The organism is Wohlfahrtiimonas sp. XWW7, from assembly GCF_056716055.1.
Map to the genome: position 1 here is coordinate 555001 of NZ_CP168032.1, position 25591 is coordinate 580591.

Below are 25591 nucleotides of genomic sequence, written 5' to 3' on the forward strand. Positions count from 1 at the left end.
ACAATCGCAGTTGTAGAATAAGGGATCTCTGGCACTAAACAGATATCTGCACCACCTGCCAAGGCAGCACCTGCTGCTAACCAACCAGCATCACGCCCCATCACTTCCAAAATCATTAAACGATGGTGCGAATCTGCCGTTGTACGCAAACGATCCAAAGCCATTACGGAAACTTGTACAGCCGTATCATAGCCAAACGTAATATCAGTTTGGGCAATATCGTTATCAATTGTTTTAGGCAATGTTACGAGAGGAATGCCTTTCTTCGATAATTCATAAGAAAAGCGCTGTGTTCCATCGCCGCCTAAACATACTAAAGCATCTAAACCCAATGCTTCAAAACTACGAATACAATTTTCAACCGCTTCTTCTGTGCCTTTTGCACGACCGCCACCGCGACCTGTACCCAAAATTGTGCCACCCAAACCAATGATCGGACTGACAGCCGCTTTATCCAAAGGCATGACACAACCTTCCGCCAACCCCAAGAAGCCGTCATGAATACCAGTAACTTTCCAGCCTTCATTAAGCGCGGCCAATGTTACTGCTCGCAATGCAGCATTCAATCCCTGACAATCACCCCCAGCTGTTAAAATACCGATATTCTTACTCATGCAATTTGCCTCTTAAAATTGATTTTATTCGTTATCGTCTTTCCAGACGTTCAATAGCTCTATATTATCAGAAAGCTTAAGCGTTTGATGCAATTCAGCCAAAACTAAAACTGCCAAAGCTTCATTTTCTTGTACTAGAACAATTTCACCTGCGACAACATTATTATCCGTGTGAATTGTGTCACCAATATTAATATTGTCATTTTGTCCTAAAGAAATTTTACCCAAACGTTTTTTATTCTTACCCAAATCACGCAAGCGCGTCACAATTTCTTGGCCAATGTAGCAACCTTTACGAGGATGAACACCTTTTAACACATCCAAGCTCACCATTTGTGGTACATATTTACCTTGCGTCGCTTCAATGATCCAAGGAATATTAAAATCCTGTGGCACAATTGTTGCAAACTCATCATTGGCATCCACAACCTCAATTGTCACTTTTGAACGAAATACATAACGCTTTAGTAATGTCGCAATACCTTCACTAATGCATTTTGGCAAATAAAGATCAAAACCATTCTCGATCTTCTGAATCCAAAATACAGCTTCCAATCGACCTTTGATATTACATAAACCGCCCAAGCCTGAATTTTCAGGATGATCATACAAATAATCTAAGTGATCCATATCCGCTGTTAATTGCCCATGCAAAAAATTACGCGCATCTGCACCTGTTACAACCAACTTTGCAAAATCCATCATCGCTTCATTCCTTAATCAACTGTTCTATTGAGAACTGACTCCTTTATTATAGTGGCTATTTTATAATTTCCACTTATTCGTTTGCATGCTGCATTCTTTCCAAGCATAATCATTGCGCTCTTTATATTACACAAACAGCCAACTGAGGTTTATATGCGTCCCTTAAAAGCTTATCTCTCTAAAAGTGCATTACAACACAATGTCGCCTTTTTAAAACAACAAGCACCACAAAGCAGCTTATGCACAGTTTTAAAGGCAAATGCATATGGTCATCGAGTGGAACTTGTTGCACCAATTATTGAGAACCACGCAGATTATTTTGCAGTCGCAGCCATCGAAGAAGCGCAAGCTATTCGAGAAATTAGCCCTAATATTCCCATTATTTTACTCGAAGGCATCTTCGAGCATTATGAATATAACTTATGTGATGAATTTAATTTTTGGCCCGCAATCGGCAATGAATATCAATTGAATGGCTTATTAGAGGCTAAATTACACAATCCGATCAATGTTTTCATTAAAGTAAACAGCGGTATGAATCGCTTGGGCATTCAGGCTGAACAATTGGCACATTATCATCGTTTACTATCCGAATCAGCAAATGTGAAAAGCATTCAAGTGATGACGCATTTATCTTCAGCAGATGAAAAGCTATCACCTGAAACTGAAAAGCAATTATCCATCATGGCGAAGTTGGATCCTACTATCCAAGCAACCATTTCTAACTCTGCTCATATTTTCTATGATAATAAACCTGCTCAATCAATTGTACGCGCAGGATTATCTTTATATGGCGCATCACCTTTTGATGGCAAAACAGGCTCAGACATTGGCTTGAAACCTATTTTAGAATTACGTTCTAAGATTATTCATGTCAATCATCTCAAAATTGGTGATCACGTTGGTTATGGCGCAACCTTTACAGCAAAACATGAGATGCCAATTGGCGTCATTGCATGTGGCTATGCAGATGGTTATCCAAGAGAAGTTTCTAAAGAAGCTTATGTATTAATTGATGGTTATAAAGCACCTTTGGTTGGCAGAGTTGCAATGGATATGTTTATGGTAGATCTGAGCAATGTGCCTGAATCTAAATGGCAGCATGATGTCATTCTATTTGGTGAGCAATTGCCCATTGAACATGTGGCAACATGGGCAGATACAATTCCCTATACAATTTTCACGCATTTAGCGAAGCGTATTCATTTCCATGTGATTGATTAAATTGTCTTGATTCAAAAATTTAAGCCATCTTTTTTAAAATAGGAAGATGGCTTTATTATTTATCTCAAAATATTTATATTACTCAGCGTAATGAACTTTCAAACCACCAAACGTTTGGCTTGTTGGCATCACTTCAATTCTGTTCACATTGATGTGCTTTGGTTGATTAGCAAGCCAGAACACAATATCAGCAATATCTTTGCCAGTAACAGGCTGCGCATTTTGATACAACGCTGCTGCCTTATCATCATCACCTTTAAAACGAATATTAGAAAATTCTGTTTCGCCACATAAACCTGGTTCAACATTCGTCACACGAACATTTTTACCAAATAGATCTGCACGTAAATTTAAGCTAAATTGCTTCACAAATGCTTTCGTTGCACCATAAACATTGCCACCAGAATATGGCCAATTCCCCGCAGTTGATCCCATGTTAATAACATAACCATCATTGCGCTCAGTCATATAAGGTAAAAATAGTTGCGTTAAAGAGACTAATCCCAAAACATTTGTCTGTATCATTGTCTGCCAATCATCGAATTTAGCTTCATGTGCACTTTCCAATCCCAATGCTAAGCCTGCGTTATTCACTAAAATATCCACATGACCAAATTGTGCCATGATCTCTTTCACAACAAATTCTGCTTTTACACGATCAGAAACATCTAGTTCAAAACCATGAAAACATTCACCCAACTCTGTGCGAATTGCTTCTAAACGATCTTGACGGCGCGCAATACCAATCACTGTATGGCCTGCTTTTGCAAACACCTTTGCCATTTCATAACCAAAACCTGATGATACGCCCGTAATTACTACATTCATTCCATTATCTCCCTATTATGATGATTGGATTTTATTCAGCTCTCTTCAAATGCAAATAAAATTACATCATTAATAGTATGCGCATTTTCAACTGCCATCAATAGGCGATCAATCCCCATTGCAACGCCGCTGACTAATGCTGGCATTTGTGCCATTTCTTGTAAAAACAATTCATCAATATCTACAGGTGCTAAACCATATTCTTGACGCAGAATATTTTCTTTCTCAAACCTTGCTCGCTGTTCGATAGGATCCGTTAATTCCTCATAGCCATTGGCAAGTTCTAAACCTTTCCAATAAATTTCAAAGCGTTTTCCAATCGAATGACCAGCACAATCTTTCGTAATTTTCGCTAAAGATGCTTGCGATGCTGGATAACTATGTAGCACTGTAATCGCATCAGGATCAAAACTTGGCTCCAAAATGTGGCTCATGATCAAATCTAAATATTCATCTTTTGTTTTAGGTGCAAAAGCTAAATCAATATTATGTTGAATTAGCAAATGTTTCAATTCACCTTCTGTCACAAAAAAAGGATTAATGCCAAGCTTTTCCATAAATAGATTGAGATAACTATATTCTTTCACCGCTAAATCTTGCTGTGACATTAAACGCACAATCTGGATCACTTCTTTGATGAGATCAAACAGATCATAATCCACACGATACCATTCAAGCATTGTAAATTCTGGCGTATGTTTTCGGCTCAATTCACCATCCCGAAATACTTTGCCTAAAAAATAAATGGAACCAGAACCTTGTGCCAACAAGCGCTTCATATGATATTCGGGGGATGTGATCAAATATGTTTTGGCATTGAATAATTTCCCTGGACCATTAAATTGACTCATAAAATTCAACAAAGCAGGATCGCTATTCCCAAACTGACTCATGATTGGCGTATCCACTTCCATCACATTCTCTGTCCAGAAATATTCTCGCAATGATCTTAAAAATGCCGCTCGCTTTTGCACAATTTGATTCACATTTTTCTCCCAATAAAAAAGCCTAGATAATTATCTAGGCTTTATCACATTAAGTCATTATTAATTTATTTGAGCGAGTAATGCTTGTGCTCTTTCGATCTGTTTTGGACTACCATCTTTCACAACTTCATCCAATAATGGTTTTGCTAAACTCTTATCGAAATCCATATAGGCAACAGCTAATTCCAATTTCACTTGTTCAGATTCAAAGTCAGCATCTGAAGCTTCTTCAACTGACTCTGTCATTTGTGGTGCAGATGCTATTGGAGCACTCAAAGCAGGCTCCTGAACAATCTCAGGAACAATAACTTCTTCAACCGTAGGCTCCGCAACAATTGGCTCAACCGTTGCTTCAATTACAGGTTCCACCAACGTCACTTCTGGAATTGCTGTTTCAACAACATCGGAGGTATGAATTGGCTCAGCATGAGCATCCATGTCAAATGATGGCAAATCCAACATCTCATGTTCAGCAACTGATTCAGGTTCAGTCATAACCTCTGGCATCACATCCTGCGGCGCTTTCATTGTTTCTAACGATTCTGCGGTTCTTGCAACATTATCTTTCACTGAACTATTAATAGGATCTTCCAATACAGTTTCATCCGATAAATCCAATGAATCCAAGAAAGCGAGCCCAGCTTCATCTTCACCAGTATCGGCAACAAATGATAAATCTAGCTTAGAATCGGCATTATCACTCTTGGATGATTCCATCAAATTCGCCAAACCTGCTTCTTCATCTTCTAAAAATGAACCAAAATCGACTGGTTTTTCTGCTTCGATGTCATCTTTGACCAATGTATCTTCAGCATTATCCAATAAATCAGGGAAGCTGATATATTCAGCAGGCTCACTCACAGAGGATTCATCACTTGCGATTGCATCAATTGCATTACTTGTGCCATCTTGAGATGCAAATAATGGATTATTTTCACCAAAACTATCTTCTACAAGCGTATCTGCTTCTTGTACAACAGGCATAACTGGCGATTCATCAGTTGTTGTATCAACAACATCAAAATCCAATGTTGAGCCAAAATCAATAGGCTCTTCAACTGATTCAGCAGACGTTGTTGGCGCAGCAAAATCAGTCATATCAAAGTCTAGCGCACCAAAATCTTCAACTTCAGTTTTATCTTCTGATACTGCTTCAGATGCTGTGCCTAAATCTAAAGATGATAAATCAAAATCTAATCCACCAACTTCTTCATCAGCTTTTGCAGCTTCTGGTTCAGCTGTTGCTGTACCTAAATCCAATGATGATAAATCAAAATCTAATCCACCAACTTCTTCATCAGCTTTTGCAGCTTCTGGTTCAGCTGTTGCTGTACCTAAATCCAATGATGATAAATCAAAATCTAATCCGCCAACTTCTTCATCAGCTTTTGCAGCTTCTGGTTCAGCTGTTGCTGTACCTAAATCCAATGATGATAAATCAAAATCTAATCCGCCAACTTCTTCATCAGCTTTTGCAGCTTCTGGCTCAGCTGTTGTTGTACCTAAATCCAATGATGATAAATCAAAATCTAATCCACCAACTTCTTCATCAGCTTTTGCAGCTTCTGGTTCAACTGTTGCTGTACCCAAATCTAAAGATGATAAATCAAAATCTAATCCGCCAACTTCTTCATCAGTTTTTGCAGGTTCAGATACAGCAGTCACTGGTGTTGAATCAGTGAATGATAAATCAAAATCTAAGCTGTCAATCTTAGTTGAATCTTCAACTTCCGTTGGTTGTGTTGCAACTGCCGCCACAGCAACTGTTGTTGCAGCTGCCGTCGCAATTGATGCTGCTTTAGCGACAGGTTGACTTGCTATAGGCGTTTCAACTGGAGTTGATTGAACCTCCACAGTAGCTTCCGCTTCTACTGGCAAAGCAACTTTATTTTTACTCAATAAACCTTTCTTGGATTTTTTCTCCTTAGGCTCATCTTCTGCTTTATCTTTTTTCTTACCAAAGAAACTGAAACCTTTTTTCTCTTTTGATTCTTTAACGACCTTTTCTTTCTTAGCTTTCTTTTCTTTAGGTTGCTTTGGTGTAGGATCCTCGCCTTTCTTACGACGGCGCATCACAACTGCCAACAAACCTAAAATTAAAACTAAAGCTCCAGCACCAACATAAATAATATTATCAAAAATTAATTCAATAATACTTGGCTCAGGCTCTGGTTCAGGCATCACATATACAGGACGGGGCTTCTTCGGTGGTTCTACAGGCTTTGGCGCTTCTGTAGCTACTGGTTTAACAGCTTCCGTTGGCTCAGGTTTTACTACTGGCTGTACAGGTGCTGGCTCTTGAACTGGCTCTGTAACTACAGGTTCAACAACATCTACAGAATCTACAGGTTGATCATTAGCAGGCGCAATGGTTGTATCTTGCATCACAGGCTCTGCATTCTCTGTTACAGGATGCACAACTTTAACAGTAACATCCTCCGAACCTTCTGCAACAACAGCAACAGGTTCTGCTGTTTCTTGTACAGGTGGCTCTGGTAACTCATAAATAAAACCAATGCGTACATCTTTATTATCATTGCCTGATGATACGAATTGATGCTGAACTTTTTGAGTTTCTGTTGGAATTAATAATGTAACATCCGCACGTAAAACACCTTTAGCAGTGAACGCTGAAGGATTATTCGCTTTGATGATCTCGATCATCTTTTGTGGCGTGACATTAGCAGGACGAACTTTATTCGCAATGCTCCACAATGTTTCACCCTTCGCAACAGAATAACGTTTAACTAATTCAGAATTTGTATTCTTAGCCTTAGCTGGCACAGCTTTTGCAGGTGCTTTCGCCACAGTTTTGTCTTTCACTACCTGCTCTGTCTTTGCAACAGGTTTAGCGTCAGTTTTTTCTACTTGGGTAGATTTTTTAGGCTCTTCTTGAGCAACTACAGGCACTTCGTCCAATTCTACCTTCTGCGGCCCTTCTTCTGAAACAGCAGGTGAATCTACAGTAACACCATCAATAACAATTTCAGATTCGGGTGCATCATCAGCCTGTGTAACTTCTGCAACAGGCTCTGGCTTAAAATCTAAAATGATCGGCAATTCAAATAATTGTCTGCGATCATTCTCATCACGGCTCTCTAACAATAATGTCAAAGCTGGTGAACCAATCTCTTCTGTCGTTGTCAATACAACTTGTTTTTGTCCATTTTGTTCAACAACGTTAATGGATAAATCATAGCTCGGAATGGGGTGATTTAATCTCAAATATTCCGTTGGCGCTGCAAGAATGATTTCTCCTTCTCCAACAACGTCAGCTTGCAAGCGTAATGGCTCGTTCAGATATGATAGGGTTCTTAAGTTCTCAACATCCGCAGCGTGAGATACCCCAAAAACGCCTAATAATGCAATTGCTAGTATATTTTTTCTTATCATAATATGTTCCGAGTACTCAGTCTGAATTCGTCCTAAAAGATATGGAGCGAGCTTTAAAATCGCAAAACTACTTATATTCTAACGAAAATTTTAAAAAACTGTTATAAAAAAAGCAATATTAGAGCTCGAGGCGTTAATCTTATACTTTATGCGTTTTCGTATATACTCGTTCATTATAATCCTAATAACAATAACAATCCCATCTTTAAATTTAAGGAGTTTGATATGGCCATTTTATGTTTAAGCAAAACACTTCCCAATTTTGATCATTGGATCAAAAACTTACATACTATTGATCCTACTTTTGACATACGCACACTAGATAATCCAGGAGATTTATCTGAGATTACAACCGTTCTCGCTTGGAAGCCTGATGATGAACAATTTAAAAAACTTCCTAATTTAAAATTTGTTCAATCTACAGGTATGGGCATTGATCATTTAGTGGAATGTCCTAGCATTCCTAGAGATGCGATGATCGCGCGCATTATTGATCATGATATGCGCGAACAAATGGCAGAATATTCTTTATATGGTGCATTAAAAGCTTATCGAAACATTCAATATTACAATCAATTTCAAGCTCAGAATCTTTGGAAAATGAAGCGCCGCCCATTCAAAGAAAATTTAACTGTCGGTGTTTTGGGATTAGGAGAGTTAGGCGCTTACGTTGCCAATGAATTAAAAAATTATGGCTTTAATGTCATCGGCTGGAAAAATAGTGCATCCAAACCTAATTGCGATATCGCCTATTATCATGGTAAAGATCAGCTCCCTGAATTTTTAAAACAATGCAATATTTTGGTTTGTTTATTGCCATTAACTGAAGAAACTCGTCATATTCTTAATCAAGAGACTTTTGCATTGTTACCCAAAGGTGCGTATTTAATTAATCCTGCGCGCGGCGGTCATGTGAATGAAGAAGATTTACTAGATGCAATCCAATCTGAACATTTAAGCGGTGCATTGTTAGATGTGTTTGAAACCGAACCTTTACCTAATGATCACCCTTTTTGGCATGAATCTGCCATTGAAATCACACCACACATTGCAGCGATGACCAATCCAATCTCAGCAAGTCAGCAAGTCGCTGAAAACTTTAAACTTGTTCGCGAAGGTCAATTACCCAATAATCTTGTGGACTTAAACCGCGGTTATTAACTTATGTTATAATTTGGGGAATTAAGAAACGGCGAGGTCATCATGCTTAAATTCAATACTGTTATTTTTTATCTCGGCATCGTATTAACTGCGATTGGTGTTTTAGTGGGTTTTCCACTGATTTTTTGGGGTAATCAGGATCTTGGCATGTACTTTGTAACGATGATTGGTCCATTGGGCTTCTTGTTATTTTTTACAGGTTTTATTGGTGCCATTGCTTTTAGACCACATACAGATCGCCTAAGATCAGATGTTGAATCACGTAAAAAAGCTGAAGATTACCAAAGAACTGTTCCAGACTAAACTTGTTCTTAAATCTAAATTCTCAAAACAAAACCGCCTGATGGCGGTTTTGTTTTATTAACTACTTCTTACGCTTATGAAAACGCTGACGATGACTTTCAGATAATACAGCACCTGTTGCAACAGAAACATTTAAGCTCTCGATTTTGCCTTCCATGGGAATTTTCAACAAGAAATCACAAGCTTCCTTCGTCAAACGGCGCATGCCTTCACCTTCTGATCCCATAATGATTGCCATAGCACCTGTTAAGTTGGCTTCATAAATAGTCTCAGTTGCTTCTCCCGCTAAACCCGCTAACCAAACGCCACGTGCTTTCAAATCATCAATCGTACGCGCCAAGTTTGTCACTTCAACAAATGGTACACGCTCAGAACTACCACTCGATATTTTTCGTACAACTGGTGTTAAACCACATGCGCGATCTTTTGGTGCAATCACTGCATGTACACCAAATGCCTCAGCACTACGCAAACATGCACCCACATTATGTGGATCGGTCACACCATCCAATATCAATAACAATGGCGATGATTGCTCTTCTAATAATTCAAATAAGAAATTTTCATTCTTCGCTGCCATCACACGCACTTCAGCGGCAATGCCTTGATGACGCGCTTCTTCACCTGTTTTGGATTCCAACATCTTTTGATTAACCATATTCACAGGCACTTTTTGGTCTTTTAATTTTGCCAAAAATGCTTGAGCACGTTTATCTAAACGCTGATCATTCAGCCAAATTTGAACCACAGATCCTTCATCAAAAGCTGCTTCCACGGCATGGAAACCGTGAATCCATATCGTTGTATTACTCATAAAGCTACCTTTATATTATTAAGATGCAAAAAACCGCACCGAGTGCGGTTTTTCTCTCAATAGAGTCAAAACTACATTGCCGACCCTATTACCATTAAAATTACGACCAACAAAAATAAACATGCATTAACTGAGAGACCAACGATTGCAAGCACCTTTTTACAATTGCTCAGGCAACATCCTATAATTCCCGTTACGACGCCACCACAAGCGACTAAAAGGCATAATAAAATGAACAAACCACCAACCATCAGCAGCCCCTCATTATGATTCACCTCTCCTATGCCCGCAAAAATAAAACCCACTACTAATAAAACTATTGCAACACTCATACAAATGATTGATGCAATACCAACTTTGGAGTGTTTCATTATTATATTATTATCACTATCCATCGTAGCCTCTTCTATTCAAGATGTTCTTAGTTGCGATTCATCGCATTCAAATCTTCAAATGCTGCTAATACGCGGTTCGCTAAAGATACTTGACCTGCACGCAACCAAGCACGTGGATCATAATATTTCTTATTTGGTTTTTCTTCGCCTTCAGGATTACCCAATTGACCTTGTAAGTAATCTTTATTTTCGTTGTAATAACCTAATACGCCTTCCCACGTTGCCCACTGAGTATCTGTATCGATATTCATTTTAATCACACCAAAAGAGATTGCATCACGAATATCTTGCAAATCAGAACCTGAACCACCGTGGAATACGAAATCCAAACTTTTTGCTGGCAAGTTAAATTTCTCAGAAACGTATTTCTGTGAGTTATCCAAAATTACTGGCGTCAAACGTACATTACCAGGCTTATAAACACCATGAACGTTACCAAAAGAAGCTGCAATTGTGAAACGTGGGCTGATTGCTACCAATTTTTCATAAGCATAAGCAACATCTTCTGGCTGCGTGTATAGCAATGAGTTATCGATGTCTGTGTTATCCACGCCATCTTCTTCACCGCCAGTACAACCCAATTCGATTTCCAACGTCATACCCATTTTAGCCATACGCTCTAAGTATTTCGCTGAGATTTCGATATTTTCTTCTAAAGTTTCTTCAGATAAATCGATCATATGAGATGAGAATAATGGCTTACCTGTTTCTTTAAAGAATTGTTCGCCAGCATCCAACAAACCATCGATCCATGGTAATAATTTCTTCGCAGCGTGATCTGTATGTAGGATAACAGGAACGCCATAAGTTTCTGCGACTGTATGAACATATTTCGCGCCTGCAATTGTGCCCAAAATAGCAGCTTGCTGACCTTCTAATTTTAAACCTTTACCGACAAAAAACTGACCACCACCATTAGAGAACTGAATAATCACAGGTGAGTTTGCTTTTGCAGCTGCTTCTAAAACACCGTTCACTGATTCTGTGTTCACAACGTTCACTGCTGGTAATGCAAAACCTTCTGCTTTCGCGATTTCAAATACTTTCTGTACATCATCACCAAATAAAACACCTGGTTTCACTGCGTCTAAAATTTTAGCCATTGCTGGATCTCCTAAATTACAGATAATTTCTCGCCGTATTCTACCACAAGGAACAATATTTTTTCCCTTTCTAAAATGATATTCTAAAGGATCATGTTCTATAGTGTTATTTTCTACAGCTTACCTATAATAACGCCATCAATGAATCAGTTATCACAATAAAATAAGGTTAAAAACATGAGTGATTACTTAGAAAACCCACGCAAAATTCATTCAGATATTATGAATGCACTCAAAGCAGTTGCCATATTAATCATTCCTGCCGCAGGATTGTTTTTATTTAACATCGCCATTTATGCTTATAAAATGGCATATTTTGATACATTCCATTTGCCCTTTATTCCCTTAGAATCTTCTCTGTGGCTCGATGTCGTGCAGAATAAAACCTTAGTGATTTTACTCATTACTTTATTATTTTTTGCGATTGGCTTTATTGTTGCTGGTGTATTTATGTTCCGTCACAGCATTGAAAAAATCTCATCCCAAGAATTTTCATGGCCTGTATTCATTGCCACCTTTACATTGTTGAGCCCGTTTGTATTTAGTTTGCCAGGCATTGCTGTCAGCACCCAAGTTTTAATCATCATTCTCTACGCATTTTTTATCCCTTTCGTATTTACCAATCATTTCCACAATGGGTTACATTACATTAGCAAACTATTGCCTCGTCGCATGCTCTTGCAAAAAAAGGAAAAAGCCGTCTTACACGATGTATCATTTATTCTGATTGGTATTACTTATTTATTCATAATATTTATATTATTCATTTTGTTAATGGAATTTGTGGCAAGTAAGTTGGGTGAATATCATGCCAAAGAAAAAGAGAAAATTATGCTTTCAGGCGCCTATCTCACAATGCCTGAACATATCCGTGTTGGTCAAGATTCCATTTATTTAGAAGGCTGTGATTTTAGAAAGTGCGTGGGCTATCAAGCCATCAAAAAGGGCGAAGATACAATTATCCAGCCACGCTTCTTCACTGTTCAAGAAATCAACTTCCTCAATCCTGAAACGATTGAGGATAGTGTTGTTACTTTTGAATAACTCAACTTAGGAATTAAGACCTAAACTGGTTTTAATTCCTCAATCAATTTCAAAATACTATTAATGCGCACTTCTTCATTTTCCATTGGCAATTTGTAACGTAAAACCTCTTGCCCTTGGAGTTGATAGAAAGTCGGTTTCTGCTGAATTAAATCGATCATTGCTTTTAGATTGATATGAGGTTTAGAGCCAAAGATTATGCGAACACCATCAGCTGTTGCTTCGATCTTCTCTAAATTCATCATCGCTGATTTCAATTTAATCTCTGCGATTTTGAATAAGCGCTTCGTTTGATCAGGCAATAAGCCAAAGCGATCAATCATTTCGATATGAATATTATTCAAATCATCCAAACTTTCCGCACTTGCGATACGTTTATACAATGATAAACGCGTTGGAATATCACCAATATAATCTTCAGGAATTAATGCAGGCACACCGATGGAAACTTCCATGCCTTGCTTGAATGGTTGATTCACATCCAATGTTTCTCCACGCTTAATCGCTTCAACTGCGCGTGTCAGCAATTCCATATAGAGCGAGAAACCCATTTCTGTGATCTGACCGCTTTGCGAATCGCCCAATAATTCACCTGCACCACGAATCTCTAAGTCGTGGTTCGCAATCATAAAGCCTGCGCCCAAGATTTCCGTTTCTGTTAATGCCTCGATACGTTTCACAGCATCTTTCGTCATCTGTTTTTCAGGTGGCACAATCAAATAACAATAAGCACGGTGATGAGATCGCCCAACGCGCCCACGCAATTGATGTAACTGTGCTAAGCCTAATTTATCCGCTCTGTTGATGATCATTGTATTGGCATTCGGCACATCAATCCCTGATTCCACAATTGTTGTACAGAGTAATACTTGAATACGATGATGATAGAAATCCAACATCACTTTTTCAAGCTCTGCTTCTTTCATCTGACCATGTGCAATGCCCACTTTAATTTCAGGCATTAAGCGCTCTAATGTATCTTGCATTAATCCAATGGTTTCCACTTCATTGTGCAATACATACATTTGTCCACCACGTTTCAACTCACGATTCATGGCTTCGATCATCAGCTCTTCATTCCATTCGTTGACGAATGTTTTGACTGCAATTCTTTCCATTGGTGGTGTTGCGATGATGGATAATTCACGCAAACCTGATAAACCCATATTCAATGTTCGCGGAATCGGCGTTGCTGTCATTGTCAGCAAGTTCACTTCTGTGCGCAGTGATTTCAACTGTTCTTTATGTTTCACACCAAAGCGATGCTCTTCATCGATGATCACTAAGCCCAAGTTTTTAAACTTCACATCTTTCGATAACAACTTGTGCGTACCAATGACAATATCAATCTTACCTTCTGACAATAGCTCTAATGTTTCTTTGGTTTCTTTCGAGGATCTAAATCGTGACAAACCAGCAATTTTTACGGGCCAATCGGCAAAGCGATCCATGAAATCCTGCACATGTTGCTCTGCCAATAAAGTTGTGGGTGCCAACAAAGCCACTTGATAGCCATTCATCACAGCCATGAAAGCGCCACGCATCGCCACTTCCGTTTTACCAAAGCCCACATCACCACAAATGATGCGATCCATTTTGCCAACGGTTAAATCTTTTAATACATCATCAATCGCCCGTTGCTGATCTGGCGTTGTTTGAAATGGGAAGCTTGCGGAAAATTGATCATATTCAGGCAAGAGCTCCATACCGCGTGCTTCTTGTAGCTCTCGGCGTGAATAGATATCTAATAATTCTGCGGCTGTATCATGAATCTTTTCAGAAGCTTTTTTGCAGATTTTTTCCCATTGATCTGAGCCTAATTTGTGCCAAGGTGCGCTCTCTTTCGATCCACCTGTATATAAAGAAAGATCATTCAGATCTGTGATCGGAATATACAACTTCGAGTTGCCTTTATATTCAATCACCAGCAATTCGTTATCATCAATGCTATCCAAGCCCACATAGCGCCCTACGCCATGTTTCAAATGCACGATTGGATCACCTTCTTTTAAGTGATCAATGCTCGTAAGCATGGATTTAACATCCACAGTCTTCTGCTGTTTCTTACGCGTTGTTGGGATGGGAATACCAAGCAAACTATTTTCTGTGACTAACGCGAATTGATTCTGATAACTGAAGCTATTACTCAGCGCACCTGTTAACAACGTAAAATGTTCAGGTGCTTTGACAATATCAGCAAATTGATCACGCACAGCAGGCGATAAAGATAGTTCCTTTAAGCGCTCTAATAAAATTTCCCTGCGCCCTGTTGTTTCTGTTGTGAGGATTAACGCGCTTTTATCATTATCTTTCAGCCAAGCTTCCACTTGATTGATCTGGCGAACCACAGGCGCATCGCCTGAAAAGCTCAGAGTAATCTTTGCCTTATTCGCTAAGATTTTCTCTAAACCATTAAAGTTAATGTATAGCCTTGTAGGCGATAATAACGGGCGCTCAATATCATGGCGATAGCGCTCATATCTTGTATCAATGAGCTTTTGAAAACTTTCTGCACTTTTATATAAATCAGGATAAGTGATGAATGTTGTTTGCTCGCCCAAATAATCAAATAAAGTCGCTGTATCATCAAAAAACAATGGCAGATAGTTCTCAACGCCCGCGGGCAAGTTGCCACTCACAATATCCTTATAAAGATTACATTTCGTTGTATCCACTTCAAAACTGTTTTTAAATTTCTGTTGGAACAGCTCTATTGCTTTGGGGCTTGTATCGAATTCACGCGCAGGCAATATGGATAATTCAGGTATCGTTTCGATCGTACGCTGCGTTTCAAGATCAAACGTACGAATGCTTTCCACTTCATCATCAAAGAGATCTATCCGAATCGGCGTTGTAATCCCCATAGGGAATAGATCAATGATCGCACCGCGAATTGCAAATTCCCCAGGCTCCATCACTTGCTTCACGTTTTGATAACCTGATGCTTCCAAACCCAAGCGCCATTGATCACGATCCACAATATCATTGGGTTTTAGCACTAAAACATGACCATCCAAAAACTGTAATGGCGCTAAATGCTGCATTAAAGTTGGGATCGTTACGATCAATGTATTGATCGCACCTTGGCGCAATCTTGCCAAGGTTGCTAAGCGCTCTGAAATGATGTTCAACTGCGGTGAGAAACTATCGTAAGGCAACGTTTCAGTATCAGGGAAGATCGTAGCCTGATGTCCAAAGAAAGCCAAGTCTTGCAATAAATTCTCTGCTTGCTGCATGTTTTCAACAATCGTCACAATCTTTTGTTGGCTATTCTTGGCTGAATTGCTCAACGTAAATGCAAACGAAGCGCTATTCTGCTGTTGCCATTCCACCGTTTTATGAGTCGTTGGAATGGATTCAGAGGCAATCACAAATGGTTTTTGTTTGGACATAATTTCAGATCATTGATAAAAATGTAATCTCGATTGTATGCGTTACTTAGCTTGAGAACAACTTTGGATCAACTGCTCAATCTGTTTTTGATCCATCGCACTTTCATGCAAGCCAATCATAATATTATTGATGCCTAAGTTCTTAATGACCGTATAAGTTGCCTGTTGCGTCTGACAGAATCCTGCCCATTGCTTATCTTCAATGCCTTCGACAGCAGATACGCTGCATGCATAGTGACTTAATGCTTCATAACCTTTCAATGATTTTTCAAAATCAGATTGAAGTGCATTTTGATCGTAACATGCTAATAAACCGCTATGATTGGTTGAATGATTTGCATCAGCATAATTCGTGAATTCAACATAAGCATTTTTGCCTATTGCATAAGTTCGGATTGCACCTTCTGAAGAAACCCAAGACTCTTTACCATCATTAATATTTGCGTAATTAGCTGGCCCATAATGTGTCACGATGGAATCTTGTGCTTTTTCCAAATCTTTAGGTGCAACAATCAATGTCACAGAAGCTAATCGCTCATTATCATGATGAAATGAAATCCCTGTTGCAACTGCATCAATATTGGTGAAAAAAGTTTGCTGGAATGCTTGTTTAAATTCCGCAGGAGACATGAAATCCTTCACGGTATATTCCATTGAACATTTTCCATCATAACAATTGGACAACAATATTGTTTCTGTACCGTTACTCAAAACATTGCCATCTTCTGAAAGGCTTTCAGTAAAATACTCATTGAGTTTTGGCGTAATTGCATCCAAGTTTTCTTCTTTCAAACTGAAATATACCGTCAATTCTTCTGGCACTAAATGGACAAAAAGGCGCACATTTTCCATGGGAAGATCCATAAACAGCATCTCTTTGTCGGCTGCGTTATATTTCATCACAGATTGTTGCTCTGCCAACCAATCATAACCATAAGGCTCCTGCCATTGATAAGTACCAATGCCCGTCACATTTTTCAGCATTTGCGGCTGAATGATCGAGCCAAGCGCTCTGTTCGTATGCGTTTCCAGCCAATTATGTAACTGATTGCTCAATAGGCTTTTATAATTCAATGAAGAAACTTTTTTAAACTCAATCAATAATGGTTCGCTATTCGAGTGCGCCTGAACAATGTCTCTAATACTTGGATTAGGCTGTAATTCTGAGATCTTCTGTTGTGCTTCTGCCACAGAAATCGCATCTATTTGTGCCCATGAATAAGTAGATACGGTCATTAAACACACAGCTAAAATTGTTTTTTTCATTATTATTCCCAATATTGAGTTTATTGATTTATGGTTGATAATCGACACCGCGTTCAATGAATACTGCTTTTGCTACTTGTACTGCATTGATCACACGAGGAAAGCCTGCGTATGGTAACGCTTGAATCAATACATTGACAATCTTTTGTGGCTGAACACCAACATTCAACGCAACATTAACATGATTATTCAGTTCCGCTTCACAACCGCCCATTGCCATTAGAGTCACAATGGTTGTAAGTGTTTTCTCTTCATCAGATAAAGTATCACGCGCATAAATCTTACCAAACACGAATTCTTTAATATATTGACCAATGTCAGGCGCGATGTCCGACATGGTAGAAGTTAAATGATGCGGCGTACCTGTTGTAAAATGTTGAAAGACTTTATTTGCTTGATCATCATCTTGCATATTATGATTATCTCCTTGATAAATTTACACCAATGACGTTGGGCAAAGAATGAATAATAAAGGCATGGTATCAGCTATCATAGGATTAATCTCCGCCATTTTGAGCATTTATACCTTTGGCATATTATTTGCACCATTCGGGATCATATTGGGTTCCATGGGTTTATACACATCTCTCAAACATCACTCAAATGATGCTACGATTATAAGTGTTTTTGCTATCATTCTATCCATTGTTGGCTTGATCATATCACCAACATTTTGGATTTTATTAGCGACGTTAATACTTTGGGATGATCCAGATGTCCAATACTTAATAGAACAAATTCAATTAATATTCACCTTAATCCCCACAAATAATTAACATGAATCTCCAGAACTAAATCGGACAAATTGCGCATTTTTTCGCTATAATGATCCGTTATATGTAAAAATTTCATGGTGATTGATCAATGTCCTCTTTTTTTATTACTTGCGCGCAAGGTTTAGCGCCTTATGTTATCGATGAATTAGCAGCTTTAGGCATCGAATCTACAAGCGATGCAACTGGCGTACGCTTTGAAGGTGGGCTAAAAGAGGCTTATCAAGCACTATTGTGGACGCGCTGCGGTTCACGTGTTTTACTCCAATTGAAAGCGGGTAGCATGAAAGATTTGGACGGTCTGCATCGCCAATTATCAGGCTTTCCTTGGTCAACACACATGTCAGACAGTCACACATTTGTGATTCAAGTGACAACAAAGCGTGCTCAACACATTCATACACAATATGCTGCACAACGCGTGAAAGATGCCATTGTTGATTATTTCGATATGACAACTGGCGGTCGCCCTTCTGTGGATAAAGATGATCCTGATTTGCGTTTCTATGTGCACATCCAAGATACAAGCTACACATTATATTTAGATTTAAGTGGGGAGCCTTTACATAAGCGCGGCTTCCGTACTGAACAAGGTGCTGCACCGATCAAAGAAAACTTGGCAGCAGCATTATTGTATCGCTCTAAATGGCCTGAAAAAGCTAAAGAACACCAAGATTTTATTGATCCATTATGTGGTGCAGGTACGATCTTAATTGAAGCAGCATTGATGGCACGTGACATTGCACCTGGTTTATTTCGTCCTACTTTTGGCTTTGAAAATTGGCGTTTACACGATCAACACATTTGGAATGAATGTGTAAAATTTGCCAAGCATCGCGCAGAAGTGGGTAAAGATCAATATCAAGGCAAGTTGTACGGCGTAGAACGCAACGCTCGCATGATTGGTATTACAAAAGCCAATGCGGATAGAGCTGGCGTTTTGAAAAACATGTCGTTCTCTCATCAAATGTTCCAACATTTCAAAAAGCCTGACAATTTAGGTGAAAAGGGCTTAATCGTGACAAACCCGCCTTATGGTGAGCGTTTGGGTGAAAAAGAAGAGTTGAAACCAACGTATATGGAATTGGGTGATTGGTTACGTCCTTACATTGGCTTTGAGGCGGGCATTATCACGTCAGAAGTTGAACTTGGCAAACAAATGGGCCTGCGCGCTCGTAAAGTCAACAAATTCTACAATGGTCCATTGGAATGTGTTTACCTTCAATTTGCCATTGAAGAACAATACTTTGTGGATCGTAAAGCGGCAGATAGTCGCCAAGAGAAGCGCAATCTTGAAGAGTTAATGTCAGAAGGCGGCGAAGATTTCTTCAACCGCTTAACCAAGAATAAAAAGAAATGGGAAAAATGGGCAAAGCAGAATGATGTGATGTGTTATCGCACATACGATTCCGACTTACCTGAATTCAATGTCGCGATTGACCGCTATGATCAATCATTGGTCATTTACGAATTCAAAGCGCCGAAAAGTATTGATGCAGATAAAGCAGCTAAGCGCTTAGAGAAGATTCAGGCGATCGTACCTTTAGTATTCTCAGACATTGATGCTAAAAACATTCATTTCAAATTGCGTGAACGTCAAAAAGGCACAAATCAATACGAGAAAGAAGAATCTCGCGGTGAGTTTTTCTCTGTGGAAGAAACAGGCGCAAAATTGTGGGTAAATTTAGTTAATTACTTAGATACAGGTTTATTCTTGGATCACCGTAATGTGCGTAAGATGATCAAAGAAAAATCACGCGGCACAAACTTCTTAAATCTCTTTGCATATACAGGTAGCGCGAGTGTTTTAGCTGCTATTGGTGGCGCTAAAGCGGTGACAACTGTGGATATGTCCAAAACCTATTTGAAATGGGCTGAAAATAATTTTGCATTGAATGGTTTATCGGGCAAACAATATGAGTTCATTCAAAAAGATGTTTTAGAATGGCTTAAAAATATGGCAACTCATGTGAGTGAATTGCCATTAATGCAAAAGCGTGATGCTCGTTATGACTTAATCTTTATGGATCCGCCATCATTCTCCAACTCAAAACGCATGACGGATGTATTAGATATTCAGCGCGATCATGTGCGCCTCATTGAAGATTCTATGGAAATTTTGGCAAAAGATGGTTTATTAATCTTCTCCACTAACTTGCGTAACTTCAAAATGGATCCTGAAATCTTAGAAAATTTTGATGTGAAAGATGTTTCACGCGAAACATTACCATTAGATTTTGCTCGCGATCCTAAGATTCGCCAATGTTTTATGATCAAACATCTCGCAAACTAAAACTATTTTAAAATTTTTTTCCTGAACATTTTTATGTTCAGGAGAAGTTTATAAATTCAGCCGTTAGATAATATGCGTTAACTCAGAGTTAATGAGAATAGTTAACATAAGGTAAATATTCTTATATCAGCCTGATAAATAAATATGATATGTAAATAGAACGAAAACGGTGCTATATTATTGCCACCTAATCTTTATGCGGGAAATTGTAAATTTCAAATGTTAAAAATCACACGTGAAACAGATTATGCTCTGCTCATCATGACTCACTTAGCAAAGCATGAATTGGCACAAAGTGCATCGCAGATTGCGACAGATTGTCACTTAAGCCCAGCGTTTACGAGTAAGATTTTAAAAATTCTCACCAAAGAGAATTTATTAACCTCCATCCGAGGCTCTCAGGGCGGATATCTTCTGGAAAAAACACCAGAAACGATTACATTGCTTGAAATTATTGTCGCGATTGAAGGACCTATGTCCATCAATGATTGTGTCAGTGATCATTCAATGTGCGAGCGTTCGCACAATTGCGAGTTAACACCACATTGGGCGTTAATTAATAGAATCCTCCATCGAGAATTTTCCAACATATCTCTTGCATCTCTTGCGGCATTGCCCAAAAAAGGCGCACGAGGCGAAATCAACATTCCCATTACAAAAGTTACTGTTTAGAGAGTTATTTATGGAACAAATTCAGAAATTAACTGAGGAAGAGTACGCATACGGCTTCGTAACGGACATTCCACAGGAAACCTTGCCACCAGGTTTAGATGAAGATGTGATTCGTAAAATTTCAGCGATGAAAAAAGAACCACAGTGGTTATTAGATTATCGTTTGAAAGCTTACGCAGCATGGCTTGAAATGGAAATGCCTGATTGGGCACATTTGCAAATCGATCCAATTGATTATCAAGCAATCTCTTACTATTCTGCACCAAAATCATTGTCAGAATTACAAGAAGAAGCGCCAAAAAGCTTAGATGAAGTGGATCCAGAATTATTGCGCACATATGAGCGCTTAGGTATTCCTTTAGAAGAGCAAGAAATTTTAGCAGGTGTTGCAGTTGATGCGGTATTTGACTCTGTTTCTGTTGCCACAAGCTACAAAGGTAAATTGTTGGAACAAGGCATCATCTTCTGTTCATTCAGTGAAGCAGTTCAAGAATATCCTGAGCTTGTTCAAAAATATTTAGGCACAGTGGTTTCTTTTAAAGATAACTTCTTTGCTGCTTTGAATGCTGCGGTATTTACAGATGGTTCATTTGTTTACATTCCTAAAGGCGTTCGTTGCCCAATGGAATTATCCACATATTTCCGTATCAATGCGGCAAATACAGGACAATTTGAACGTACATTGATCGTTGCTGATGATCAAAGCTATGTATCTTACTTAGAAGGTTGTACAGCGCCACAGCGTGATGAAAACCAATTGCACGCAGCAGTGGTTGAGTTGGTTGCCATGGAAGATGCAACCATTAAATATTCAACGGTACAAAACTGGTATCCTGGCGATAAAAATGGCGTTGGCGGTATTTATAACTTCGTAACTAAGCGCGGAATCTGCCAAGGTGATCGCTCTAAAATCTCTTGGACGCAAGTGGAAACAGGCTCTGCCATCACTTGGAAATACCCAAGCTGTATTTTAAAAGGCGATGATTCAGTGGGCGAATTCTACTCTGTTGCTGTTGCGCGTGATTGCCAACAAGCAGATACAGGCACGAAGATGATCCACATTGGTAAAAATACACGTTCAACGATTATTTCTAAAGGTATTTCAGCAGGCGTTGCTCAAAATATCTATCGTGGCTTGGTTCGTATCAACCCAAGCGCAACAGGTGCACACAACTATTCACAATGTGATTCTATGTTGATGGGCGATCGTTGCGGTGCGCACACATTCCCTTACATTGATGTGCGTAACTCACAATCCAAAGTTGAGCACGAAGCATCGACATCGAAAATCTCTGAAGAGCAGTTGTTCTACTGTCAGCAACGAGGTTTATCACAAGAAGATGCGATTAGCTTAATTGTTAACGGATTCTGTAAAGAAGTTTTCCAAGAGTTGCCAATGGAGTTCGCAGTAGAAGCACAGAAACTCATTGAGCTCAAACTCGAAGGCAGCGTTGGTTAATTAGATCATTATTGGGAACAAAACAATGTTAGAAATTAAAAATTTAAAAGTAGCGGTTGAAGATCACGTAATCCTAAAAGGCGTATCATTAACGGTTAAAGATGGCGAAATTCATGCAATCATGGGACCAAATGGTTCTGGTAAAAGTACTTTAGCAAATATCATCGCAGGTAAAGATGGTTACGATGTTTTAGAAGGTGAAATCCTTTTAGATGGCGTGAACATCTTAGAATTAGATCCTGAAGAACGCGCACAAAAAGGTTTGTTCTTGGGATTCCAACATCCTGCTGAATTGCCAGGTGTTAATAACATGTACTTCTTGAAAAGCGCTGTGAACAGCATTCGTAAAGCTCGCGGTCAAGAAGAGATGGATGCATTAGAATTCTATGATTTCTTACAAGATCGCATGAAAAAAGTAAAAATGGATCCTGCTTTCTTAAAGCGCTTCGTGAATGAAGGCTTCTCTGGCGGTGAGAAAAAACGTAATGAAATCCTACAAATGTTGGTATTGGAACCAACAACTGTGATTTTAGATGAAACTGACTCAGGTTTGGACATCGATGCGTTAAAAGTAATTTCAGATGGTATCAATACATTGCGTGATGAAAGCCGTTCTTTCTTGTTGATCACTCACTATCAGCGTTTGTTGAACTATGTTTCTCCTGATGTTGTTCACGTATTAGTGGATGGCGAATTGGTGGCAACTGGCGATAAATCATTGGCACTCGATCTTGAGAAAAATGGTTATATCTCTTACCGTGGTGACAACGCAGGCGGTTCTCGTAAAGAATAAGGAATTCAACATGCTACAGACATTAACGGATAACATCCGATTAGAACGTTGGAGAGAAACGCCTTTAAAACGAGTTTTATCGACTGAGTGGAAAGGCGACGTTATTTCTAATCCACAGTTCATGCCAACACAACATACGATGCCTGAAAAGTGCTTTGTATTAACAGTTGTAAATGGTGAAGTGAATCCACAATGGTTTGATGAAAGCTTAGTGCCTGAAGGTGTTTTAGTAACACTTGAAAAAGGCAAAGTTCAAATCAAAGTGATTCCAAACACTGAAGTTTTAACACCATTTGTGATCTATAACTACACAAACTCAAGTGATGCTGCGCATACTGCATCACTCAACATTTCTGTGGAAGTGGGCGATGAATCTAAGCTCTCAGTAATATTTATTGAAGCTGGTGAAGGTGAATATTTATCACAACCAAAAGTTTCCACAAAAGTTGGTAATGCTGCCACAATGAACTGGTTGAAAGTGAGCTTGAATCCTGAACAATCTTCAAGTTTCTATGATTTTGAATGTGAACAAGCAGCAGAAAGTGCAAGCACAATCTTACATTATCAAACAGGCGGCAATGTTGTTCGTTCAGATCTAGTGGTTCATTTGAAAGGCGAAGAAGCACACACTAACTTCATCGCGTTAAACTTAGGTAAAGATCAACAATCACTGGAAAATGTGATGACGCTTCATCACGAAGTACCTAACTGTACAAGTGAACAGAACATCAAAAATCTATTAACAGATAAAGCCAATGCTCTATTTGACGGTATGATTCACGTTCACCAAGATGCACAGAAAACAGATGCAAACCAGTTGACTCGTTCAATCTTGTTAAGTGACAAAGCACGCGCAATGACAATTCCTCGCTTAGAAATCTATGCCGATGATGTTCGTTGTACACATGGTGCAACTGTAGGTTTCTTGGAACCTGAATCACTCTTTTACCTACGTTCTCGTGGTATTGAGTTACCTGAAGCACAAGCAATGCTTTTATTATCTTACACTGCGGAATTCTTAGGAATGATCGACAATGAGATCGTAAAAGATTGGATGCTTCATCAATTAGAAAATGACTTAACACGCGTTCGCCCTGCTTAATTAAAGGATTTCTCATGTCAAAGATCGACACAATTCGCCAAGCCTTCCCTATTTTAAATGAAACTGTTCATGGTAAACCATTAGCATTTTTAGATACGGGTGCCTCGGCACAAAAGCCGTTGTGTGTGATCAATGCAGAGAAAGAAGTGTATGAAAAGTACTACGCCAACATTCATCGTGGCGTGTACTTTTTCAGTCAAGAATCCACAGAGCGTTACGAGAATGTTCGTAAAGTTGTGTGCGAGTTAATTGGTAGCCATGATCCGCGTGAAATTATTTTCACAAAAGGCACAACAGAAAGCATTAACTTAGTGGCTCACAGTTTAGGCGGAATGCTACTTGATCGCGGTGATAAAGTGATGATCACAGAAATGGAGCATCACGCGAACATCGTACCTTGGCAGATGATTTGCCAAGCAAAAGGATCACAACTCATCGTTGTACCTGTATTGGATGATGGTAGCTTGGATATGGACTTTTTCCATGCCAACTTAGATTCCACCGTTAAAATCGTAGCGGTTACGCAAATTTCCAATGCACTTGGTACAATCAATGACATTCCAACCATCGCAAAAAAAGCTCACGAAGTGGGTGCAAAAATTCTAGTGGATGGCGCACAAGGCATTGTTCATGAGCCATTGAATGTCAAAGAATTGGATCTCGATTTCTACGTTTTCTCAGCCCATAAATTATATGGCCCAACGGGCGTTGGCGTTGTATATGGCAAAAAAGATTTATTGAATGCCATGCCGCCTTACCAAACAGGTGGCGATATGATTGACGAAGTGACGTTTGAAAAAACGACATTCGCGCCATTACCAAATAAATTTGAAGCAGGCACACCAAATATTGCAGGCGTGATTGCTTTTGAAACCGCCATTCGCTTTGTGCAAGAAATTGGCTTTGATTTCATTAAAGCACACGAAAAAGAGTTATTGGATTACGCAACAGCTGAGTTATCAAAATTGCCTGAAGTGCGTTTGATTGGTACAGCTCAAAACAAAGTGGGCGTGATTTCATTTGTGGTTAAAGGCGTTCATCCACATGATATCGGCACAATGTTAGATCATTTCGGCGTTGCGATTCGTGTTGGGCATCACTGCGCACAGCCAATTATGAAACGCTTTGGCGTTCCTGCAACTGCACGTGTTTCATTTGGCATGTACAACACTAAAGCTGAAGTTGATCAATTGATCGATGGCTTAAAGAAAATCATTGAGATGTTTAGCTAAACATCTTAAACAATCCCAAATATTAAAAACCCCAATCAA

At 39.1% G+C, this 25591-nt stretch carries 22 protein-coding genes (1 of these 22 cut by a window edge); 11 read left to right on the forward strand and 11 right to left on the reverse strand.

From position 1 onward, the window contains the following. Positions 1–614 carry the 5' portion of a 6-phosphofructokinase gene (locus tag ACA100_RS02755; protein ID WP_481078480.1) on the reverse strand. The gene continues 415 nt to the left of window position 1, outside the view, so 614 of the gene's 1029 nt are visible here — the first part of the coding sequence; it begins with the start codon at positions 612–614; the stop codon falls past the left edge of the window. Positions 615–638: 24 nt separating this feature from the next. Then, positions 639–1319: a CAF17-like 4Fe-4S cluster assembly/insertion protein YgfZ gene (gene ygfZ / locus ACA100_RS02760; protein ID WP_481078481.1), complete on the reverse strand. Its 681-nt coding sequence runs from the start codon at positions 1317–1319 to the stop codon at positions 639–641. A gap of 153 nt (positions 1320–1472) precedes the next feature. Between ygfZ and alr the strand changes: the two genes are divergently transcribed. Further along, positions 1473–2543 (forward strand): alanine racemase, encoded by a 1071-nt coding sequence (gene alr / locus ACA100_RS02765; protein ID WP_481078482.1) that lies wholly within the window; start codon positions 1473–1475, stop codon positions 2541–2543. Positions 2544–2621: 78 nt separating this feature from the next. Here alr and ACA100_RS02770 read toward each other — a convergent pair whose 3' ends face one another. From ACA100_RS02770 to ACA100_RS02780, 3 genes are read right to left on the reverse strand one after another with little or no spacing between them, the layout of a single operon-like run. Then, positions 2622–3371, reverse strand: coding sequence for an SDR family NAD(P)-dependent oxidoreductase (locus ACA100_RS02770; protein WP_481078483.1), 750 nt, complete (start codon positions 3369–3371; stop codon positions 2622–2624). Between the two features lie 35 nt (positions 3372–3406). Then, entirely contained in the window at positions 3407–4357 is a 951-nt protein-coding gene (gene epmA / locus ACA100_RS02775; RefSeq protein ID WP_481078484.1) for an EF-P lysine aminoacylase EpmA, read from the reverse strand. A gap of 60 nt (positions 4358–4417) precedes the next feature. Then, positions 4418–7750 (reverse strand): FimV/HubP family polar landmark protein, encoded by a 3333-nt coding sequence (locus ACA100_RS02780; RefSeq protein ID WP_481078485.1) that lies wholly within the window; start codon positions 7748–7750, stop codon positions 4418–4420. A 225-nt stretch (positions 7751–7975) separates the two neighbouring features. Between ACA100_RS02780 and ACA100_RS02785 the strand changes: the two genes are divergently transcribed. Both ACA100_RS02785 and ACA100_RS02790 read left to right on the forward strand, forming a co-directional pair. Continuing rightward, positions 7976–8911 (forward strand): 2-hydroxyacid dehydrogenase, encoded by a 936-nt coding sequence (locus tag ACA100_RS02785; RefSeq protein WP_481078486.1) that lies wholly within the window; start codon positions 7976–7978, stop codon positions 8909–8911. Between the two features lie 42 nt (positions 8912–8953). Beyond that, positions 8954–9214: a hypothetical protein gene (locus ACA100_RS02790; RefSeq protein ID WP_481078487.1), complete on the forward strand. Its 261-nt coding sequence runs from the start codon at positions 8954–8956 to the stop codon at positions 9212–9214. 61 nt (positions 9215–9275) lie between these two features. Here ACA100_RS02790 and rlmB read toward each other — a convergent pair whose 3' ends face one another. The 3 genes from rlmB to fbaA all read right to left on the reverse strand — a co-directional run bounded on the left by rlmB (position 9276) and on the right by fbaA (position 11526). Then, on the reverse strand, positions 9276–10028 hold the full coding sequence (gene rlmB / locus ACA100_RS02795; protein ID WP_481078488.1) for a 23S rRNA (guanosine(2251)-2'-O)-methyltransferase RlmB: 753 nt from the start codon (positions 10026–10028) through the stop codon (positions 9276–9278). Positions 10029–10099: 71 nt separating this feature from the next. After that, on the reverse strand, positions 10100–10423 hold the full coding sequence (locus tag ACA100_RS02800; RefSeq protein ID WP_481078489.1) for a hypothetical protein: 324 nt from the start codon (positions 10421–10423) through the stop codon (positions 10100–10102). A 26-nt stretch (positions 10424–10449) separates the two neighbouring features. Next, on the reverse strand, positions 10450–11526 hold the full coding sequence (gene fbaA / locus ACA100_RS02805) for a class II fructose-bisphosphate aldolase (protein ID WP_481078490.1): 1077 nt from the start codon (positions 11524–11526) through the stop codon (positions 10450–10452). A 177-nt stretch (positions 11527–11703) separates the two neighbouring features. On the opposite strand from fbaA, the gene ACA100_RS02810 reads away from it, so the two are divergent. Next, a complete protein-coding gene (locus tag ACA100_RS02810) occupies positions 11704–12570 on the forward strand; it encodes a hypothetical protein (protein WP_481078491.1) in 867 nt (288 codons plus the stop codon). 20 nt (positions 12571–12590) lie between these two features. On the opposite strand, the gene mfd is transcribed toward ACA100_RS02810, so the two are convergent. Genes mfd through ACA100_RS02825 form a run of 3 tightly spaced genes read right to left on the reverse strand, consistent with a single transcriptional unit; the run spans position 12591 to position 17640 of the window. After that, positions 12591–15962: a transcription-repair coupling factor gene (gene mfd / locus ACA100_RS02815; RefSeq protein WP_481078492.1), complete on the reverse strand. Its 3372-nt coding sequence runs from the start codon at positions 15960–15962 to the stop codon at positions 12591–12593. A gap of 42 nt (positions 15963–16004) precedes the next feature. Beyond that, positions 16005–17228 carry a hypothetical protein gene (locus ACA100_RS02820; RefSeq protein WP_481078493.1) on the reverse strand — a complete coding sequence of 408 codons (1224 nt, stop codon included), beginning with the start codon at positions 17226–17228 and terminating at the stop codon, positions 16005–16007. 28 nt (positions 17229–17256) lie between these two features. Next, positions 17257–17640 carry a carboxymuconolactone decarboxylase family protein gene (locus tag ACA100_RS02825; RefSeq protein ID WP_481078494.1) on the reverse strand — a complete coding sequence of 128 codons (384 nt, stop codon included), beginning with the start codon at positions 17638–17640 and terminating at the stop codon, positions 17257–17259. A 49-nt stretch (positions 17641–17689) separates the two neighbouring features. Between ACA100_RS02825 and ACA100_RS02830 the strand changes: the two genes are divergently transcribed. From ACA100_RS02830 to ACA100_RS02860, 7 genes are all read left to right on the forward strand, one after another. Beyond that, positions 17690–18004 carry a hypothetical protein gene (locus ACA100_RS02830; protein WP_481078495.1) on the forward strand — a complete coding sequence of 105 codons (315 nt, stop codon included), beginning with the start codon at positions 17690–17692 and terminating at the stop codon, positions 18002–18004. Between the two features lie 88 nt (positions 18005–18092). After that, complete coding sequence (gene rlmKL, locus ACA100_RS02835) at positions 18093–20294, forward strand: bifunctional 23S rRNA (guanine(2069)-N(7))-methyltransferase RlmK/23S rRNA (guanine(2445)-N(2))-methyltransferase RlmL (RefSeq protein WP_481078496.1); 2202 nt, start codon at positions 18093–18095, stop codon at positions 20292–20294. 219 nt (positions 20295–20513) lie between these two features. Beyond that, complete coding sequence (locus ACA100_RS02840; RefSeq protein WP_481078497.1) at positions 20514–20966, forward strand: SUF system Fe-S cluster assembly regulator; 453 nt, start codon at positions 20514–20516, stop codon at positions 20964–20966. Between the two features lie 10 nt (positions 20967–20976). Then, the gene (sufB, locus tag ACA100_RS02845) at positions 20977–22425 is read left to right on the forward strand and encodes a Fe-S cluster assembly protein SufB (protein ID WP_481078498.1); all 1449 of its coding nucleotides are present in this window, start codon (positions 20977–20979) and stop codon (positions 22423–22425) included. Between the two features lie 25 nt (positions 22426–22450). Then, on the forward strand, positions 22451–23218 hold the full coding sequence (gene sufC, locus ACA100_RS02850; RefSeq protein ID WP_481078499.1) for a Fe-S cluster assembly ATPase SufC: 768 nt from the start codon (positions 22451–22453) through the stop codon (positions 23216–23218). A gap of 10 nt (positions 23219–23228) precedes the next feature. Next, the gene (locus tag ACA100_RS02855) at positions 23229–24320 is read left to right on the forward strand and encodes a SufB/SufD family protein (RefSeq protein WP_481078500.1); all 1092 of its coding nucleotides are present in this window, start codon (positions 23229–23231) and stop codon (positions 24318–24320) included. A 14-nt stretch (positions 24321–24334) separates the two neighbouring features. Further along, positions 24335–25552, forward strand: a complete 1218-nt coding sequence (locus ACA100_RS02860; protein ID WP_481078501.1) for an aminotransferase class V-fold PLP-dependent enzyme — start codon at positions 24335–24337, stop codon at positions 25550–25552. The last annotated feature ends 39 nt before the right edge of the window (positions 25553–25591 follow it).

What these genes read in the sequence shown, in the direction of transcription:
- ygfZ (WP_481078481.1), bottom strand. Translation starts at nt 1,319, where the DNA reads ATGATGGATTTTGCAAAGTTGGTTGTAACAGGTGCAGATGCGCGTAAT.
- alr (WP_481078482.1), top strand. Translation starts at nt 1,473, where the DNA reads ATGCGTCCCTTAAAAGCTTATCTCTCTAAAAGTGCATTACAACACAAT.
- ACA100_RS02770 (WP_481078483.1), bottom strand. Translation starts at nt 3,371, where the DNA reads ATGAATGTAGTAATTACGGGCGTATCATCAGGTTTTGGTTATGAAATG.
- ACA100_RS02780 (WP_481078485.1), bottom strand. Translation starts at nt 7,750, where the DNA reads ATGATAAGAAAAAATATACTAGCAATTGCATTATTAGGCGTTTTTGGG.
- ACA100_RS02785 (WP_481078486.1), top strand. Translation starts at nt 7,976, where the DNA reads ATGGCCATTTTATGTTTAAGCAAAACACTTCCCAATTTTGATCATTGG.
- ACA100_RS02790 (WP_481078487.1), top strand. Translation starts at nt 8,954, where the DNA reads ATGCTTAAATTCAATACTGTTATTTTTTATCTCGGCATCGTATTAACT.
- rlmB (WP_481078488.1), bottom strand. Translation starts at nt 10,028, where the DNA reads ATGAGTAATACAACGATATGGATTCACGGTTTCCATGCCGTGGAAGCA.
- ACA100_RS02800 (WP_481078489.1), bottom strand. Translation starts at nt 10,423, where the DNA reads ATGGATAGTGATAATAATATAATAATGAAACACTCCAAAGTTGGTATT.
- fbaA (WP_481078490.1), bottom strand. Translation starts at nt 11,526, where the DNA reads ATGGCTAAAATTTTAGACGCAGTGAAACCAGGTGTTTTATTTGGTGAT.
- ACA100_RS02810 (WP_481078491.1), top strand. Translation starts at nt 11,704, where the DNA reads ATGAGTGATTACTTAGAAAACCCACGCAAAATTCATTCAGATATTATG.
- mfd (WP_481078492.1), bottom strand. Translation starts at nt 15,962, where the DNA reads ATGTCCAAACAAAAACCATTTGTGATTGCCTCTGAATCCATTCCAACG.
- ACA100_RS02820 (WP_481078493.1), bottom strand. Translation starts at nt 17,228, where the DNA reads ATGAAAAAAACAATTTTAGCTGTGTGTTTAATGACCGTATCTACTTAT.
- ACA100_RS02825 (WP_481078494.1), bottom strand. Translation starts at nt 17,640, where the DNA reads ATGCAAGATGATGATCAAGCAAATAAAGTCTTTCAACATTTTACAACA.
- ACA100_RS02830 (WP_481078495.1), top strand. Translation starts at nt 17,690, where the DNA reads ATGAATAATAAAGGCATGGTATCAGCTATCATAGGATTAATCTCCGCC.
- rlmKL (WP_481078496.1), top strand. Translation starts at nt 18,093, where the DNA reads ATGTCCTCTTTTTTTATTACTTGCGCGCAAGGTTTAGCGCCTTATGTT.
- ACA100_RS02840 (WP_481078497.1), top strand. Translation starts at nt 20,514, where the DNA reads ATGTTAAAAATCACACGTGAAACAGATTATGCTCTGCTCATCATGACT.
- sufB (WP_481078498.1), top strand. Translation starts at nt 20,977, where the DNA reads ATGGAACAAATTCAGAAATTAACTGAGGAAGAGTACGCATACGGCTTC.
- sufC (WP_481078499.1), top strand. Translation starts at nt 22,451, where the DNA reads ATGTTAGAAATTAAAAATTTAAAAGTAGCGGTTGAAGATCACGTAATC.
- ACA100_RS02855 (WP_481078500.1), top strand. Translation starts at nt 23,229, where the DNA reads ATGCTACAGACATTAACGGATAACATCCGATTAGAACGTTGGAGAGAA.
- ACA100_RS02860 (WP_481078501.1), top strand. Translation starts at nt 24,335, where the DNA reads ATGTCAAAGATCGACACAATTCGCCAAGCCTTCCCTATTTTAAATGAA.